Source organism: Ruegeria sp. H8, assembly GCF_056532905.1.
The window spans coordinates 546912-562995 of the sequence record NZ_JBQFNY010000002.1; the positions used below are offsets into that span (position 1 = coordinate 546912).

General features: G+C 59.3%; 17 protein-coding genes. 15 read left to right on the forward strand and 2 right to left on the reverse strand.

What is annotated here, in order from left to right:
* Positions 1–5 precede the first annotated feature (5 nt).
* The 15 genes from ACR0A2_RS09090 (at position 6) to ACR0A2_RS09160 (ending at position 14812) form a co-directional block, all read left to right on the forward strand.
* On the forward strand, positions 6–422 hold the full coding sequence (locus tag ACR0A2_RS09090) for an MAPEG family protein (protein WP_480834800.1): 417 nt from the start codon (positions 6–8) through the stop codon (positions 420–422).
* Between the two features lie 37 nt (positions 423–459).
* The gene (locus ACR0A2_RS09095; protein ID WP_152458585.1) at positions 460–810 is read left to right on the forward strand and encodes a hypothetical protein; all 351 of its coding nucleotides are present in this window, start codon (positions 460–462) and stop codon (positions 808–810) included.
* A 98-nt stretch (positions 811–908) separates the two neighbouring features.
* Positions 909–1313, forward strand: coding sequence for a DUF5333 domain-containing protein (locus ACR0A2_RS09100; RefSeq protein WP_480834801.1), 405 nt, complete (start codon positions 909–911; stop codon positions 1311–1313).
* Between the two features lie 5 nt (positions 1314–1318).
* Complete coding sequence (nuoG, locus tag ACR0A2_RS09105) at positions 1319–3340, forward strand: NADH-quinone oxidoreductase subunit NuoG (RefSeq protein ID WP_480834802.1); 2022 nt, start codon at positions 1319–1321, stop codon at positions 3338–3340.
* A 204-nt stretch (positions 3341–3544) separates the two neighbouring features.
* Positions 3545–4582 carry an NADH-quinone oxidoreductase subunit NuoH gene (gene nuoH / locus ACR0A2_RS09110; RefSeq protein WP_152458581.1) on the forward strand — a complete coding sequence of 346 codons (1038 nt, stop codon included), beginning with the start codon at positions 3545–3547 and terminating at the stop codon, positions 4580–4582.
* Position 4583: 1 nt separating this feature from the next.
* Entirely contained in the window at positions 4584–5078 is a 495-nt protein-coding gene (gene nuoI, locus ACR0A2_RS09115) for an NADH-quinone oxidoreductase subunit NuoI (protein ID WP_152458580.1), read from the forward strand.
* On the forward strand, positions 5075–5485 hold the full coding sequence (locus ACR0A2_RS09120) for a carboxymuconolactone decarboxylase family protein (RefSeq protein ID WP_152458579.1): 411 nt from the start codon (positions 5075–5077) through the stop codon (positions 5483–5485). Before nuoI ends, ACR0A2_RS09120 begins: the two co-directional genes overlap by 4 nt.
* Complete coding sequence (locus ACR0A2_RS09125) at positions 5482–6084, forward strand: NADH-quinone oxidoreductase subunit J (protein ID WP_171115048.1); 603 nt, start codon at positions 5482–5484, stop codon at positions 6082–6084. Before ACR0A2_RS09120 ends, ACR0A2_RS09125 begins: the two co-directional genes overlap by 4 nt.
* A gap of 4 nt (positions 6085–6088) precedes the next feature.
* Positions 6089–6394 (forward strand): NADH-quinone oxidoreductase subunit NuoK, encoded by a 306-nt coding sequence (gene nuoK / locus ACR0A2_RS09130; protein ID WP_005984024.1) that lies wholly within the window; start codon positions 6089–6091, stop codon positions 6392–6394.
* 6 nt (positions 6395–6400) lie between these two features.
* Positions 6401–8551 carry an NADH-quinone oxidoreductase subunit L gene (nuoL, locus tag ACR0A2_RS09135; RefSeq protein WP_480834803.1) on the forward strand — a complete coding sequence of 717 codons (2151 nt, stop codon included), beginning with the start codon at positions 6401–6403 and terminating at the stop codon, positions 8549–8551.
* Positions 8551–10095: an NADH-quinone oxidoreductase subunit M gene (locus ACR0A2_RS09140; RefSeq protein WP_480834804.1), complete on the forward strand. Its 1545-nt coding sequence runs from the start codon at positions 8551–8553 to the stop codon at positions 10093–10095. The genes nuoL and ACR0A2_RS09140 overlap by 1 nt, the downstream gene beginning before the upstream one ends.
* Before the next feature lie 15 nt (positions 10096–10110).
* Positions 10111–11553, forward strand: coding sequence for an NADH-quinone oxidoreductase subunit NuoN (gene nuoN, locus ACR0A2_RS09145; protein ID WP_480834805.1), 1443 nt, complete (start codon positions 10111–10113; stop codon positions 11551–11553).
* Positions 11554–11607: 54 nt separating this feature from the next.
* Entirely contained in the window at positions 11608–12357 is a 750-nt protein-coding gene (locus tag ACR0A2_RS09150) for a biotin--[acetyl-CoA-carboxylase] ligase (protein ID WP_171227962.1), read from the forward strand.
* Between the two features lie 11 nt (positions 12358–12368).
* A complete protein-coding gene (locus tag ACR0A2_RS09155) occupies positions 12369–13148 on the forward strand; it encodes a type III pantothenate kinase (protein ID WP_152458573.1) in 780 nt (259 codons plus the stop codon).
* A complete protein-coding gene (locus tag ACR0A2_RS09160; RefSeq protein WP_480834806.1) occupies positions 13145–14812 on the forward strand; it encodes a ribonuclease J in 1668 nt (555 codons plus the stop codon). The genes ACR0A2_RS09155 and ACR0A2_RS09160 overlap by 4 nt, the downstream gene beginning before the upstream one ends.
* A 10-nt stretch (positions 14813–14822) precedes the next feature.
* Here the strand turns inward: ACR0A2_RS09160 and ACR0A2_RS09165 are convergent, their stop codons facing one another.
* Positions 14823–15524, reverse strand: a complete 702-nt coding sequence (locus ACR0A2_RS09165) for an NUDIX hydrolase (RefSeq protein WP_480834847.1) — start codon at positions 15522–15524, stop codon at positions 14823–14825.
* A 25-nt stretch (positions 15525–15549) separates the two neighbouring features.
* The gene (locus tag ACR0A2_RS09170; protein ID WP_152458571.1) at positions 15550–15948 is read right to left on the reverse strand and encodes a DUF983 domain-containing protein; all 399 of its coding nucleotides are present in this window, start codon (positions 15946–15948) and stop codon (positions 15550–15552) included.
* Positions 15949–16084 lie beyond the last annotated feature (136 nt).

Below are 16084 nucleotides of genomic sequence, written 5' to 3' on the forward strand. Positions count from 1 at the left end.
TCGGGATGGACATGTTTGCGGAATACAGCCACGCGATTTCATCGGTTGTGCTTTTCACACTGGTGGTTCTGTTTCTGGCCCCGTTTTCAGCACTGGCCAAACAGGGCAAGGGCCTCGCACCGGGGGCAACCCCTGAGCAGGACTATTCCGACCAGGCCTATCGACTGAACCGGGCCTATCTGAACGGAACGGAAACGCTTCCGGCGTTTGTGGCCGTAGTGACTGCGGCGGTATTGCTGGGCGCTAGCCCGTTCTGGGTCAATCTACTGGCGTCTGTCGCATTGCTCGCGCGGTTGGTGATGCTGCTGGTGCACATCAAAGGCATAGGCAAGCCGAACAGTGGTCTTCGGTCCGTGCTGTATGTGTTGGGCTGGGCCTGCATGTTTGCAATTGGGCTTATGGCATTGGTGGCGGCGTTCTGATGGCGTCCCGGCGGATGAGAACACGAAGAGGGATAGCATGAAGGCCCCAAAAACCCTTGTAGTCCTGCTGGCACTGGCAAGCGTGTCCGCCTGCGGCATCATCAAGCCGTCGGAAGATCGTATTCTGTTCGATGGAAAGGCGTTCAAGGCAAAGGCGAAGGCGGTCGACAAGAAAGCATCGCCAACGGACTTTACCGTTGTGGTGAAGGGTGCGTCCGCATCGCTGGACGGCGCACGTGAGGCCGGCCGCCATGAAGGAACCAAGTTTTGCGTGCAGAATTTCGGGTCTTCGCGGATCGATTGGAAAGTGGGGCCGGATACTGAACCGCAGAACCTGCGCATCAGTGATGATCAATTGACCTTTGCGGGAAAATGCCAACGACCATGACGCGCGGTTTTGCATATCACGACACGGATTGCCGGCCGCTATTGCCTAGCAAGACCGGACCGGTTCGTTTTGGTGCGTCCAAAACGAAGGGAAGATCCATGTCTTTTGCCAAAACACTCACCCTGGCTGCCTTGATCACATTGCCTGCCGTCGCAAATGCGAAGCCGCCCTTGAGGGATGTCAAAGAGATCGACAACGAACTCTATTACATCGCCATCGCAAATGAAATTTCGGAATATTGCCCCTCGATCAGCGGGCGTCGATTGAAAGCGATCAGTGTGATGTGGGGGCTGCGGTCCAAGGCGAACAAACTGGGGTATTCGGACACCGAAATCCGCTCTTACGTCGAATCGGATGCTGAAAAAGACCGGATGCGCGCCAAGGGCGAGGCGTATCTGGCTTCGAATGGCGTGACCTATGACAACCCCAACACATTCTGCACTCTGGGGCAGAAGGAAATCCAAAGAAACAGCGCCATTGGCGTTTATTTGAGGGCGAATTGAAAGCCATGTCTGACCTCCGCAAGATCAATATCGACGGACAGGAAATTGAAGTCGATGGCGCGATGACCCTGATCCAGGCTTGTGAACAAGCCGGGGTCGAAGTGCCGCGCTTTTGTTATCACGAGCGTCTGTCGATCGCTGGCAATTGCCGGATGTGCCTGGTCGAGGTCGTCGGCGGGCCGCCGAAACCTGCGGCCTCCTGCGCGATGCAGGTGCGTGACCTGCGTCCGGGGCCTGAAGGCCAGCCCCCGGTGGTCAAGACGAACTCGCCCATGGTCAAAAAGGCCCGCGAAGGTGTGATGGAGTTCCTGCTGATCAACCATCCGCTGGATTGCCCGATCTGCGATCAGGGTGGCGAATGCGACCTTCAGGATCAGGCGATGGCCTATGGCATGTCGGGATCCCGCTTCAAGGAAGCAAAGCGGGCGGTCGATGACCTGGATCTTGGCCCGCTGGTTGGCACCGCAATGACCCGCTGCATCAGCTGCACGCGCTGCGTGCGCTTCACCACCGAAGTTGCCGGGATAACTCAGATGGGTCAGACCGGGCGCGGTGAGGATGCCGAGATCACCTCGTATCTGAACCAGACGCTGGATTCGAATTTGCAGGGCAACATCATCGATCTGTGCCCTGTCGGGGCGCTGACCTCCAAGCCGTATGCCTTCACCGCGCGTCCGTGGGAATTGACCAAAACCGAAAGCATCGATGTGATGGATGCGTTGGGATCGAACATACGCGTCGATACCAAAGGTCGTGAAGTCATGCGTTTCCTACCGCGCAATCATGACGGCGTGAACGAGGAGTGGATCAGCGACAAGACACGTTTCGTCTGGGATGGCCTGCGCCGTCAGCGTTTGGACAAGCCCTATGTCCGTGAAAACGGAAAGCTGCGCCCGGCCTCTTGGTCCGAGGCGCTGACCAAGGCAGCAGTGGCGCTGAAGGGCGCCGAGAAACCTGCCGGTATCGTGGGCGATCTGGCTCCGGTCGAGGCGGCGTTTGCGCTGAAACAGATGATCGAAGGGCAGGGTGGTGTTGTCGAATGCCGTACCGATGGCACAAAGCTTCCGGCGGGCAATCGTGGCGCTTACGCTGGTACCTCCGCGATTGAAGACATCGACACCACGGAACGCATCCTGCTGATCGGTACCAACCCACGTGACGAAGCGCCTGTCCTGAACGCGCGTATCCGCAAGGCGTGGGCGCATGGGGCCGAAGTCGCTTTGGTCGGTCCTGCGGTCGATCTGACATATGAGTATCACCATGTTGGCGATGATCGAACAGCGCTGCAAAAAGTTGTCGACATGGGCGGAGATGATGAGATCAAGGGCAAGCGTTCGTTGGTCATAATCGGGCAGGGCGCTTTGCAGGAAGCGGACGGCGCCGCCGTGCTGGCTGCTGCGCAAGCCATCGCGGCCAATACGGAAAGTGGTCTGATCGTTTTGCACACTGCGGCGTCGCGCGTCGGTGCGATGGATGTGGGTGCCACGAACGAAGGCGGAATGGACGCGATCAGCGCCGCCGATGTAATCTACAACCTTGGCGCGGACGAGGTCGAGATCGGCGAAGGCGCCTTTGTGATCTATCAGGGCAGCCATGGTGACCGGGGCGCACACCGCGCCGATGTGATCCTGCCAGGCGCGGCCTATACCGAGGAAAACGGCGTGTTCGTAAACACCGAAGGTCGCCCTCAACTGGCGATGCGGGCCGGTTTTGCGCCGGGTGAGGCGAAGGAGAACTGGGCCATCCTGCGCGCCTTGTCGGCCGAACTGGGCGCAACACTGCCCTACGACTCTCTGGCGCAGTTGCGCACGGCCTTGATCGAGGCGGTTCCGCATCTGGCCCGCATCGACGAAGTGATCGAGAACGAAGTGAAAGCTCTCGACACCGGTACTCTGGGCAACGCAACTTTCCGCTATGCGATCAAGGACTTCTACCTGACCAACCCGATTGCACGGGCTTCACAGCTGATGGCCGAGCTGTCGGCACAGGCGCAGGCCCGCAAATCCGAGAAGATCGCGGCGGAATGACCCAGACCTGTTTCATATCGCAGGCAAAAGCGGCTGCCGGGTGGCAGTTCGCCGCGCCAGATTTGCATGTGAAACCGAATATTAAGGGTGGCGCAATGGCGGCAGATGCTGTTTACACCAACGCGCCGACCCAGCCGCAATTTGCGCAGGCTTCTGGCCTTTGCATCGCGCGCGGAAAACGGAATACCCACGGTGTGAGGACCAATGGCTGAATTCTTTAACACCCCAGGCGGAATAGCCATCATCATTTTGGCGCAAGTGCTTGCTGTTGTTGCCTTTGTGATGATTTCACTGTTGTTCCTTGTTTACGGCGACCGCAAGATCTGGGCTGCTGTCCAGATGCGCCGCGGCCCCAACGTGGTGGGCGTCTATGGCCTGCTGCAATCGGTGGCGGATGCCCTGAAATATGTGGTGAAAGAGGTCGTCATTCCTGCGGGCGCCGACCGGACGGTCTTTATCCTCGCACCGCTGACATCCTTCGTTCTGGCCATGATCGCCTGGGCGGTGATCCCGTTCAACGATGGATGGGTTCTGTCGGATATCAACGTGGCCATCCTCTATGTATTCGCCGTGTCCTCGCTCGAGGTTTATGGCGTGATCATGGGCGGTTGGGCGTCGAACTCAAAGTACCCGTTCCTAGGCTCGCTGCGCTCGGCCGCGCAGATGATTTCCTACGAGGTTTCGATCGGCCTGATCATCATCGGTGTGATCATTTCGACCGGCTCGATGAATTTTGGTGACATCGTGCGTGCTCAGGACGGCTCGTTCGGGTTCTTCAGCTGGTACTGGCTGCCGCATTTCCCGATGGTGTTCCTGTTCTTCATCTCGGCCCTGGCCGAAACCAACCGCCCGCCCTTCGACCTGCCCGAGGCGGAATCGGAACTGGTCGCCGGTTATCAGGTCGAATACTCGGCCACGCCTTTCCTGCTGTTCATGGCAGGCGAATACATCGCGATCTTCCTGATGTGCGCGCTGACCTCTCTGCTGTTCTTCGGCGGCTGGCTGTCGCCGATCCCGGGCCTGCCCGATGGCGTGCTGTGGATGGTCGCCAAGATGGCGTTCTTCTTCTTCATCTTCGCGATGGTCAAGGCGATCACGCCCCGCTACCGCTATGACCAGCTGATGCGGCTGGGTTGGAAAGTGTTCCTGCCATTCTCGCTGGCTTGGGTGGTTTTCGTGGCCTTCGCGGCGAAATTCGACTGGTTCTGGGGCGCATTTGCCCGTTGGAGCGTAGGAGGCTGATATGACTCAAATTGACTATACCCGCGCTGCCAAATACTTCCTTCTGCAAGACTTCTGGGTCGGCATGAAACTGGGGCTTAAGTATTTCTTCGCGCCCAAGGCCACGGTGAACTATCCGCACGAAAAGGGGCCTCTGTCCCCACGTTTCCGCGGCGAACACGCTCTGCGCCGCTATCCGAATGGTGAAGAACGCTGCATCGCCTGCAAACTCTGCGAGGCGATCTGCCCGGCGCAAGCCATCACCATCGACGCCGAACCGCGCGAAGACGGCAGCCGCCGCACCACGCGGTACGACATCGACATGACCAAATGCATCTATTGCGGATTCTGTCAGGAGGCCTGCCCGGTCGATGCCATCGTCGAAGGCCCGAATTTCGAATTCGCGACGGAAACCCGCGAAGAGCTGTTCTATGACAAGCAAAAACTGCTGGACAACGGCGAACGCTGGGAAGCCGAGATCGCCCGCAATCTGGAATTGGACGCGCCTTACCGATGACTGACAGCCCGACAAATCCGTTCGAGCTGATGATGAAGCAGGCTCAGGACATGGCCAAGGCGATGAACCCGGCGATGGAAAGCTTCTCGCCCAAGGGGTTCGAGGCGCTGTGGCCGACCATGCCGAAAGAGGTCATGGAGATGATGTTCGGCAACACCGTCAACAAGGACGGGCTGGATGCCAAGACCCGCCTGCTGCTGACGCTGGCCGGGCTGACCTGTCAGGGCGCTCAGGCTGATTCGGCAGTGCGCCAGACCGTGCGTCATGCTCTGGAAGCTGGTGCCAAGAAACAAGAGATCGTGGAAACGATCGGTCAGATGTCGGTCTTTGCCGGCATCCCAGCCATGACCCGCGCGCTGGATCTGGCGCAAGAGGTCATGGGCGACAACGAGGATGAGGATCAATGACCGTCTTTGCCTTCTATCTGTTTGCCATCAGCGCCATCACCGGCGGGCTGTTCACGGTGATCAGCCGCCAGCCGGTGCACTCGGTGCTGTGGCTGATCCTGGCGTTTCTATCCTCGGCGGGGCTGTTCGTGTTGCTGGGGGCCGAGTTCGTGGCGATGCTGCTGATCATCGTCTATGTCGGTGCGGTCGCGGTGCTGTTCCTGTTCGTGGTGATGATGCTGGACGTGGACTTTGCCGAGCTCAAGGCCGAGATGGCGCGCTATATGCCGCTGGCCCTGCTGATCGGTCTGGTCATCCTGATGCAGTTCGTCATGGCCTTCGGGGCCTGGGACAGCGCGCAGGGCGCAGCGGCCAATCTGGCGCAGCCGGTCCCGGCGGACCGTCACAACACCGAGGCGCTTGGCGTCATTCTTTACGATCAATACTTCCTTCTGTTCCAACTGGCGGGTCTGATCCTGCTGGTGGCCATGATCGGTGCCATTGTGCTGACCCTGCGCCACCGTCAGGACATCAAGCGTCAGGACATCGTCGGCCAGATGATGCGCGACCCGGCCAAGGCGATGGAATTGAAGGACGTGAAACCGGGGCAGGGACTTTGAGACCATGATCGGACTTGAACACTATCTTACGGTCGCCGCGACGCTGTTCGTCATCGGCATCTTCGGTCTCTTCCTGAACCGCAAGAACGTCATCATCCTGCTGATGAGCATCGAACTGATGCTGCTGGCGGTGAATATCAACCTCGTGGCGTTTTCCAGTTTCCTCGGCGATCTGGTCGGGCAGGTGTTTACGCTGTTCGTTCTAACTGTGGCGGCGGCCGAGGCGGCGATTGGTCTGGCCATTCTGGTCTGCTTCTTCCGCAACCGTGGCACCATCGCGGTTGAAGACGTCAACATGATGAAGGGGTAAGGGATCATGGAAACCACAATCCTCTTTGCCCCGCTGGTGGGCGCGCTGATCTGCGGCTTTGGCTGGAAGTTCATAGGCGAGAAAGCGGCCATGTGGACGGCCACGGGCCTGCTGTTTCTGGCCTGTCTGCTGTCATGGCTCGTGTTCTTCTCGTTTGACGGGCACACACAACAGATCGAGATCATGCGCTGGATAGAAAGCGGATCGCTCTCGACCTCGTGGGCCATCCGTCTGGACCGACTGACCGCCATCATGCTGATCGTGGTCACCACGGTTTCGGCGCTCGTGCATCTCTACAGCTTTGGCTACATGGATCACGACCCGCAATGGCGCGAGGGCGAAAGCTATAAGCCGCGTTTCTTCGCCTATCTGTCCTTCTTTACCTTCGCCATGCTGATGCTGGTGACGGCGGACAACCTTGTGCAGATGTTCTTTGGCTGGGAAGGCGTGGGTGTCGCATCCTACCTCCTGATTGGTTTCTACTATCGCAAGCCTTCGGCAAATGCGGCGGCGATGAAGGCGTTCATCGTCAACCGTGTCGGCGACTTCGGCTTTGCTCTGGGCATCTTCGCGCTGTTTTTCCTGACCGACAGCATCAACTTTTCGGACATTTTCGCATCGGCACCCGCGCTTGCTGAAGAAGAGCTGCATTTCCTGTGGGGCGAATGGACCGCGGTCGAGGTGATCTGTGTTCTTCTGTTCATCGGTGCGATGGGTAAATCCGCGCAGCTGATCCTGCACACCTGGTTGCCCGACGCGATGGAAGGCCCGACGCCGGTGTCGGCCCTGATCCACGCGGCCACCATGGTCACAGCGGGCGTGTTCTTGGTCTGCCGCATGTCGCCGCTGATGGAGTTCGCGCCGGGCGCGACCGGGTTCATCACCTTCCTTGGGGCCTCGACTGCGTTCTTCGCGGCGACCGTGGGTCTGGTACAGACCGATATCAAGCGCGTCATTGCGTATTCGACCTGTTCCCAGCTGGGATACATGTTCGTGGCCGCGGGCGTCGGCATGTACTCGGCGGCCATGTTCCACCTGTTCACGCACGCTTTCTTCAAAGCGCTGCTGTTCCTGGGCGCCGGTTCCGTGATCCACGCCATGCATCACGAGCAGGAGATGACGGAATACGGTGGTCTGCGCAAAAAGATCCCTTACACCTTCTGGGCAATGATGATCGGAACGCTGGCCATCACAGGTGTCGGCATTCCGCTTACCACAATCGGTTTTGCCGGGTTCCTGTCTAAAGACGCGATCATCGAAAGCGCCTATGCGGGTGGAACCGGGTACGCCTTCTGGATGCTGGTGATCGCGGCGATGTTCACATCGTTCTATAGCTGGCGTCTGATCTTTCTGACCTTCTATGGTAAACCGCGTGGCGACAAGCATACGCATGACCACGCACATGAAAGCCCGATGACCATGCTGGTGCCGCTGGGCGTTTTGTCGCTGGGTGCGGTGTTCGCCGGGATGATCTGGTATGGCAATTTCTTTGGCCATGCGGACAAGGTCGGCAAGTTCTACGGTATTCCGGTTGCCGAAGCGTCAGAACATGCCGAGGCCGGTGATCATGCGGCGGCGGATGCTTCGCACGGCGAAGACAGCCATGCGGATGAAAGCCACGCGGCTGACAGCCATGCCGATGAAGGTCATGGTGAGAAGGATGCCAAGGGTGGCGATCATCACTATGTCTTTTCGGGCAAACCGGGCGAGGGCGCGCTTTACATGGCGCCGGACAACCATGTTCTGGACGATGCGCATGCGGCTCCGAAATGGGTCAAGGTTTCACCCTTCGTCGCCATGTTGCTTGGCTTTGTCGTGGCCTACTGGTTCTACATCGTGAACACGTCGCTGCCGGCACGTCTGGCTGCAAATCAGCGTCCGCTGTACCTGTTCCTTCTGAACAAGTGGTACTTTGACGAAATCTATGATGCGGTCTTCGTAAAACCCACTGTAGCGCTTGGCCGCTTGCTGTGGAAACGCGGTGACGGCAATACAATCGATGGCTTCCTGAACGGAGTAGCAATGGGCGTCGTTCCCTTCTTCACCCGCCTCGCTGGCAAAGCGCAGACCGGGTACATCTTTACCTATGCCTTCTGGATGGTGCTGGGCATCGCGGCCCTTGTGACCTGGATGTCGATCGGCGGAGGGGCCCAGTAATGGATTATATCCTTTCGATCGTCACGTTTATCCCCGCCATCGCCGCAGGCATTCTGGCCTTGTTCCTGCAGGGTGACGATGCGGCGGCACAGCGGAACGCCAAGTGGATTGCTCTGCTGGCCACCACGGTAACCTTCCTGGTTTCCATCGGCATCTATACCGGCTTTGACCCGTCGAACCCCGGCTTCCAGATGGTGGAAGAGGGTGAATGGCTGATGGGCCTCAAATACAAGATGGGTGTTGATGGCATCAGTGTCCTGTTCGTTCTGCTGACGACCTTCATCATGCCGCTGACCATTCTGGCCAGCTGGAATGTCACGGACCGAGTCAAGGAATACATGGTCGCCTTTCTGCTGCTGGAAACGCTGATGCTGGGCGTCTTCATGGCGCTTGATCTGGTACTGTTCTACCTGTTCTTCGAGGCAGGTCTTATTCCGATGTTCCTGATCATCGGGATATGGGGCGGCAAGGATCGGATCTACGCCAGCTTCAAGTTCTTCCTCTACACCTTCCTTGGCTCGGTCTTGATGCTGGTCGCCATGGTTGCGATGTATGCGGATGCGGGCACCACGGATATTGCCGCGCTGATGACGCACCAGTTCTCGTCCGAGGGCTTCAGCGTGCTTGGCATTTATGTTGTCGGTGGGATGCAGACCCTGATGTTCCTGGCCTTCTTTGCTTCGTTCGCGGTGAAAATGCCGATGTGGCCGGTGCACACCTGGTTGCCGGACGCCCACGTTCAGGCGCCCACGGCGGGATCGGTCGTACTGGCGGCGATCCTGCTGAAGATGGGCGGCTATGGCTTCCTGCGGTTCAGCCTGCCGATGTTCCCGGTGGGTTCGGCCGTGATGACCGATCTGGTGCTGTGGATGTCTGCCATCGCGGTTGTCTATACCTCGTTGGTGGCGCTGGTGCAGGAGGATATGAAGAAGCTAATCGCCTATTCCTCGGTCGCGCATATGGGCTTTGTGACCATGGGTATTTTCGCGGCAAACCAGCAGGGCATCGATGGCGCGATCTTCCAGATGCTCAGCCACGGGTTCATCTCGGCGGCGCTCTTCCTCTGTGTCGGCGTGATCTATGACCGGATGCACACCCGCGATATCGAGGCCTATGGCGGTCTGGTGATCCGGATGCCCGCATACGCGCTGGTCTTCATGCTGTTTACCATGGCCAATGTCGGCCTGCCGGGCACATCGGGCTTCATCGGCGAATTCCTGACCCTGATAGGCGCGTTCCAAGTCAACACCTGGGTAACGGCGGTGGCTGCGACCGGTGTGATCTTCTCGGCGGCTTATGCGCTGTGGCTCTACCGTCGGGTCGTGTTTGGCGATCTGATCAAGGAAAGCCTCAAGGCGATGACCGACATGAGCGCGCGCGAGCGGTTGATCTTCGCCCCTCTGATCGTGATGACCATCCTGCTGGGTGTCTACCCGTCGCTGGTAACCGATGTGATCGGGCAATCCACAGCGGCTCTGATTTCGAACTATGACACGGCTCTGGCCGCGGCTGAGGCTGCGACCCAGACAGCCGCTTCGCATTAAGGGAGCTTTGGGGACATGATCCAGGCTGATCTGACAATCATCCTGCCGGAAATCGTTCTGGCGCTTTATGCGATGGCGGCGCTGCTGGGGGCTGTCTACACGACAAAGGACGGGCTGGCGCCTCTGCTGGTCTGGACCACGGCAGGTCTTATGGCCCTTCTGGCAATCTGGATTGCAACTCAGGGCGGGGGTACAAACGTGGCCTTCAACGGCATGTTCGTCGATGACGGCTTTGCTCGCTTTGCCAAGGTTACCATCCTGCTGTCGGCGGGTGCCGTACTGGTCATGAGCCAGGAATACATGGCGCGCCGTGATCTGCTGCGATTTGAATATCCTTTGCTGGTGGCACTGGCCGCCGTGGGGATGATGATGATGGTCAGCGCAGGCGATCTGATGTCGCTTTACATGGGGCTCGAGCTGCAATCGCTGTCGCTATATGTCGTGGCTGCTCTGCGTCGTGACAGCGCGAAATCGACCGAGGCAGGTCTGAAGTATTTCGTGCTGGGTGCGCTGAGCTCGGGACTGCTGCTTTATGGCGCATCGCTGGTCTATGGCTTTACCGGCACCACGTTGTTCTCGGGCATCATCCAGACAGTTCACCATGGCGATGTTTCGTTGGGGCTGCTGTTTGGCCTGATCTTCCTGATCTCGGGTCTGGCCTTCAAGGTCTCGGCCGTACCGTTCCATATGTGGACGCCGGACGTTTACGAGGGGTCTCCCACGCCGATCACGGCCTTCTTTGCCACGGCCCCCAAGGTTGCGGCGATGGCGTTGTTCGCGCGCCTGTTGCATGACGCGTTCGGTGGCGTTGTCGAAGACTGGCAGCAAGTGATTGTCCTGCTGTCCGTATTGTCGATGTTGCTGGGGGCCGTGGCCGCGATCGGGCAGCGCGACATCAAGCGTCTGATGGCGTTTTCGTCGATTGCCCATATGGGCTATGCGCTGATTGGTCTGGCCGCCGGTACCGAGCTGGGCATCAAGGCGATGCTGATGTATCTGGCCATCTACGTGACCATGAATATCGGCACCTTCGCCTTCATTCTGATGATGGAGCGTGACGGCAAACCCATCACCGACATTGACGCTCTGCGGCAATACTCCAAGCGTGATCCGGGCAAGGCCCTGGCGGTGCTGATCCTGATGTTCAGCCTTGCGGGCGTGCCTCCGATGCTTGGTTTCTTTGCGAAATTCGGCGTCTGGCAGGCGGGCGTCAGTGCAGGGCTGACCGGTCTGGTCGTCGTCTCGGCCATCGCTTCGGTCATCGGTGCCTTCTATTACCTGCGGATCGTGTTCTACATGTATTTCGGGGCCGAGAACGAAGAGCCGATCGAAACCCGGTCGACCCCTGTTCTGTGGGTGGCATTGATGGGGTCTGCGGCCCTGATGCTGGTCGGTATCTTCTATCAGTTCGGCGTCGAGGGCGCGGCAGCTGCCGCAGCGGCCACGCTTGTCAACTGATCGTTTTGCACAACCGGAAAGAGGGGCTCGGTCGCGCGACCGGGCCTTTTTGATATGACAAAATGGCCCCAAGGCTATGGCCTGCACGAGGTGCAGGAAGTCGACAGCACGCTGAATGAAGCGGCGCGGATTGCTCCGAATGCGCGTGGTCCCGTCTGGATCATGGCGCATCACCAGACGGCGGCGCGCGGGCGGCGCGGACGAAGCTGGGCCAACCCGATGGGCAACCTGGCGGCGACCTTGCTGATGCGTCCTCAGGGCGCGCCGGAGCAGGCGGCTTTGCGCAGTTTCGTGGCGGCGCTGGCCCTTTTTGACGCGTGTGTCGCCGTTACCGGGCGGGCTGCCGGACTGTCGCTGAAATGGCCCAATGACGTGCTGCTGAACGGCGGCAAGCTTGCCGGTATCCTGCTGGAAAGCACGGGGCAGGGGCATGGCGTGGCGCATCTGTCCATCGGCATCGGAGTGAACCTGGCCAATGCCCCGGATGCGGACGCGGTAGAGCCCGGCGCGGTTCGTCCCGTGTCACTTCTTTCGGAAACCGGGGCGCATGTCTCGCCCGAGGATTTTCTTACCGAACTGGCCGCGGCCTACGCCGCGTATGAAACCCAGTTCGTCACCTATGGGTTCGAACCGATCCGCACCGCCTGGCTGTCCCGCGCGGCCCGATTGGGCGAGGTCATCACCGCGCGGACCGGTACGTCGGAAACGGTTGGAACCTTCGAAACGGTGGACGCAAGCGGTAACCTTGTCTTAAACACCGCCAAAGGCCGCGTGAGCATTCCTGCGGCGGATGTCTATTTCTGAGAGGGGCGCGGATGCTTCTGGCCATCGATTGCGGCAATACCAATACCGTCTTTTCGATCTGGGACGGTGAGGAGTTTTTGTGCACCCTGCGCACCTCGACCCACCATGCGCGCACGGCAGACGCTTATTTCACCTGGTATTCGACGCTGGTGAAGCATTACGGGATCGAGGCGGATATCACCGATGTGATCATCGCCTCGACCGTGCCGCGCGTCGTGTTCAACCTGCGCATCTTCGCCGATCGCTTTTTTGGTTGCAGACCATTGGTTGTGGGCAAGCCCGATTGCCTGTTGCCTGTCCCGCCGCGTGTGGATGAAGGTACGGTGCCTGGCCCGGATCGACTGGCCAATGCCGTGGGCGCTTTTGACCGCCACGGTGGCAATGTGGTTGTCGTGGATTTCGGAACCGCAACGAATTTCGACGTTGTCGCCGCCGACGGCGCATATGTGGGGGGCATTATCGCCCCCGGTGTGAACCTGAGCCTTGAGGCCCTGCATCAGGGCGCCGCAGCGCTGCCGCATATCGATGTCTCCCGACCTGACAAGGTGATCGGTACGAATACGGTTGGTTGTATTCAATCGGGCGTGTATTGGGGATATTCCGGTTTGATCGAGGGGCTGATCGCCCGGATCAAGGCCGAGTATGGAATGCCGATGAAAGTCGTTGGAACCGGAGGGTTGGCCCCCTTGTTCGATCAGGCCGACGTGGGGTTCGACGCAATCGAAGATGATCTGACGATGCACGGTCTGACCGTGATCCATCGCTACAACAAGGATAATGGCTCCGTATGAGCAGTGAAAGATTGATCTACCTGCCGCTGGGTGGCGCGGGCGAAATTGGCATGAACGCCTATGTGTATGGCTACGGTGAACCGGGAAAGGAACGCCTGATCCTTGTGGATCTGGGCGTCACTTTTCCCGATATGGACACAACGCCGGGCGTTGATCTCATCTATGCTGACATCTCATGGCTGAAAGAGCGTGCCGACCGGCTGGACGGTGTTTTCATCACGCACGCCCATGAAGACCATGTCGGTGCAGTGGCCCATTGTTATGAAGCTTTGGGCGCGCCGGTCTATGCACGTGCCTTCACGGCCAATATCGCGCGTCGCAAGATGGAAGAACACGCACACCCGGCCGAGGCGGTCACGACCGTTTCCGCCTGGCCTGAACAGGTGTCCGTGGGGCCGTTCACGGTTGGCTTCCTTCCGGTTTCGCACTCGATTCCCGAAAGTGCCGCGTTGGTCATCGACACACCCGCAGGGCGTGTCGTGCATTCGGGCGACTTCAAGCTGGATGCGGCCCCAGTCGTTGGAGAGGCCTTTGACCCTGACCTGTGGGCCGAGGTCGCCAAGCCCGGCATCAAGGCGCTGGTCTGTGACAGTACGAATGTGTTTTCGACCCATCCGGGGCGTTCGGAATCCGAAGTTGGCCCCGAAATCGTCAAGCTGGTCGAAGGCGCGGAAGGTATGGTCGTGGCGACCACCTTTGCGTCAAACGTCGCGCGGGTCAAAACGCTGGCCGAGGCGGGTGCGCGGGCCGGGCGTTCCGTCGTCCTGCTGGGTCGCGCGATGCGTCGGATGATCGAAGCCGCGACCGAAACCGGTATTCTTGCGGATTTTCCAAAGGTGGTCAGCGCCGAAGAGGCTCTGGAACTTCCGCGCCAGAACCTGATGCTGATCGTGACCGGCAGCCAGGGGGAACGACGGGCTGCAAGCGCCCAACTGGCCCGAGGCAAATACCGTGGTCTGGAGCTGGCCGAGGGCGATCTGTTCCTGTTTTCCTCGAAAACCATTCCCGGGAACGAGCGGGGCGTGATCTTCATCATAAACCAGCTCAGCGAAAAGGGCGTGGATGTCGTCGATGACAGTTCGGGCCTTTATCATGTCTCGGGCCATGCGAACCGGCCGGACCTCGAGAAAGTGCATGCACTGACCGATCCGCAATTCGTGATCCCGATGCATGGCGAACACCGGCACCTGCGCGAGCATGTCAAACTGGCAGAGCAGGGCGGCAGAACCGGAGTGCTGGCAGTGAACGGCACCATGCTGGATCTCAGCGGCAATGCGCCTGTGGTCGTCGATTATGTTGAAACCGGCCGCACATATCTGGACGGTACCGTGAAGATCGGCGCCCTTGACGGCGTGGTGCGGGATCGTATCCGCATGGCTTTGAACGGCCATGTTACGGTGACGGTGGTTCTGGACGAAGAAGACGAACCGCTGGGCGAGCCGTGGTGCGACACCATGGGGCTGCCCGAAACTGGCACGTCCCGTGCCGCGTTGGTCGAAGTGCTGGAAGAGGATCTGAACCAGTTCCTGATGCGGGCCGCCGCCAAGACCCTTCGCGATGACGACAAGCTGGAAGAAGAAATGCGCCGCATCGTGCGGCAGACAGCCAAAGCCGAAATTGGCAAAAAGCCCGAAGTGACGGTGGTGGTCAGCCGGATGCGGTGAAACCGATCCGTCAGTCGTGGGTTGGCATCGGATAGCCCCTGAGACGCAGGAACAGGTTGGCTTCTTCGTTGTTTTTGTAGAATGGAACCGACGATGGCGGCTCGGGGGACGTAACCCGGGCCGCTATTTCCGCCAGAACGACCTCGGTGATAAACGGCAGATCCAGATCCCGTGCCCGATCCAGTGGCACCCATTGCAGGTGCGACAGCTCATCCGAGGCGTGACTGAAATCATCCACATCACCTTGCAGAGCGTCGGCGTCGACCAGAAAGAACCGCGCATCAAACCGGCGAGGACGGCCCGGTGGAGTTACCGCCCGAAAGACGAACTGAAGCGCAGCCGCAGTTGGCAGGTAACCCAACGCGGCAAAGCTTTGCCAATCGTCAGGTACATGACCGGGCCATGTACCCGGCTGGCCGAGAACAAGACCGGTTTCTTCCCAAAGCTCGCGTATGGCGGCCGCGGCGAGGGCGTGTTGAATCCCCGGCTCGGCCTGTTCGCCCAAACGTTCAAAGCACAGATCCGGCAAATCCGTTGCCAATGGAACATCCGCGTCAGCCGGATCAACCGCGCCACCGGGAAAGACGAACTTGTTCGGCATGAAGGCCGCTTTGGACCCGCGCTGCCCCATAAGGATCGAGGGGTTTGTCCATCTGTCCCGCAGCACGATAACCGTTGCTGCGTCCCGGATGGCTGTTTTGTCGGCTGTCATGTCCAAACTGGTCAACTGGGTCGGGTCACGCGGTTTTTCCAAAGCCATGCATGCGGCGTGCCCACTGATATGCCACCACCGCACCTTTCAGGCGTGGCAACAGGTACAGGGACAGGGCGACGCAGGCGACGGAAAAGCCGATGGCCATGGTCCACGGATCGGGCCGCCAATGCACATAGGACACGTGCAGAGCAGGCGCCAGCAGATGGCCGACCAGCAGGATTGTCAGGTAGGCGGGCCCATCATCTGCGCGATGGTGAAACAACTCCTGCCCGCAGTTCAAGCAGGTGTCATTGACCTTGAGATAGCTGTGCAACAGCTTGCCTTCCCCGCAGTTGGGGCATTTGCAGCGAAACCCCTTGACCAGGGCTGGCCATGTCTCACGCTCATCTTCAGAGGTCGTCTCGATCGTCTGATCCGTCATAATGTAACTCGCGCAGTAATCTTTTGCGGATAATGGGCCTGATCGTGGAAATTTAAAAGGGGGGTGCGTCGCTTTGCAACGTCTGCCCGGCACGTCGGCTTGGGCCGGTCCCGAACCTTTCAAAAAATAATATCGA

Excerpts from the sequence above, each read along its gene's own strand:
- ACR0A2_RS09090 (WP_480834800.1), top strand. The coding sequence starts at position 6 with ATGGACATGTTTGCGGAATACAGCCACGCGATTTCATCGGTTGTGCTT.
- ACR0A2_RS09095 (WP_152458585.1), top strand. The coding sequence starts at position 460 with ATGAAGGCCCCAAAAACCCTTGTAGTCCTGCTGGCACTGGCAAGCGTG.
- ACR0A2_RS09100 (WP_480834801.1), top strand. The coding sequence starts at position 909 with ATGTCTTTTGCCAAAACACTCACCCTGGCTGCCTTGATCACATTGCCT.
- nuoG (WP_480834802.1), top strand. The coding sequence starts at position 1,319 with ATGTCTGACCTCCGCAAGATCAATATCGACGGACAGGAAATTGAAGTC.
- nuoH (WP_152458581.1), top strand. The coding sequence starts at position 3,545 with ATGGCTGAATTCTTTAACACCCCAGGCGGAATAGCCATCATCATTTTG.
- nuoI (WP_152458580.1), top strand. The coding sequence starts at position 4,584 with ATGACTCAAATTGACTATACCCGCGCTGCCAAATACTTCCTTCTGCAA.
- ACR0A2_RS09120 (WP_152458579.1), top strand. The coding sequence starts at position 5,075 with ATGACTGACAGCCCGACAAATCCGTTCGAGCTGATGATGAAGCAGGCT.
- ACR0A2_RS09125 (WP_171115048.1), top strand. The coding sequence starts at position 5,482 with ATGACCGTCTTTGCCTTCTATCTGTTTGCCATCAGCGCCATCACCGGC.
- nuoK (WP_005984024.1), top strand. The coding sequence starts at position 6,089 with ATGATCGGACTTGAACACTATCTTACGGTCGCCGCGACGCTGTTCGTC.
- nuoL (WP_480834803.1), top strand. The coding sequence starts at position 6,401 with ATGGAAACCACAATCCTCTTTGCCCCGCTGGTGGGCGCGCTGATCTGC.
- ACR0A2_RS09140 (WP_480834804.1), top strand. The coding sequence starts at position 8,551 with ATGGATTATATCCTTTCGATCGTCACGTTTATCCCCGCCATCGCCGCA.
- nuoN (WP_480834805.1), top strand. The coding sequence starts at position 10,111 with ATGATCCAGGCTGATCTGACAATCATCCTGCCGGAAATCGTTCTGGCG.
- ACR0A2_RS09150 (WP_171227962.1), top strand. The coding sequence starts at position 11,608 with ATGACAAAATGGCCCCAAGGCTATGGCCTGCACGAGGTGCAGGAAGTC.
- ACR0A2_RS09155 (WP_152458573.1), top strand. The coding sequence starts at position 12,369 with ATGCTTCTGGCCATCGATTGCGGCAATACCAATACCGTCTTTTCGATC.
- ACR0A2_RS09160 (WP_480834806.1), top strand. The coding sequence starts at position 13,145 with ATGAGCAGTGAAAGATTGATCTACCTGCCGCTGGGTGGCGCGGGCGAA.
- ACR0A2_RS09165 (WP_480834847.1), bottom strand. The coding sequence starts at position 15,524 with ATGACAGCCGACAAAACAGCCATCCGGGACGCAGCAACGGTTATCGTG.
- ACR0A2_RS09170 (WP_152458571.1), bottom strand. The coding sequence starts at position 15,948 with ATGACGGATCAGACGATCGAGACGACCTCTGAAGATGAGCGTGAGACA.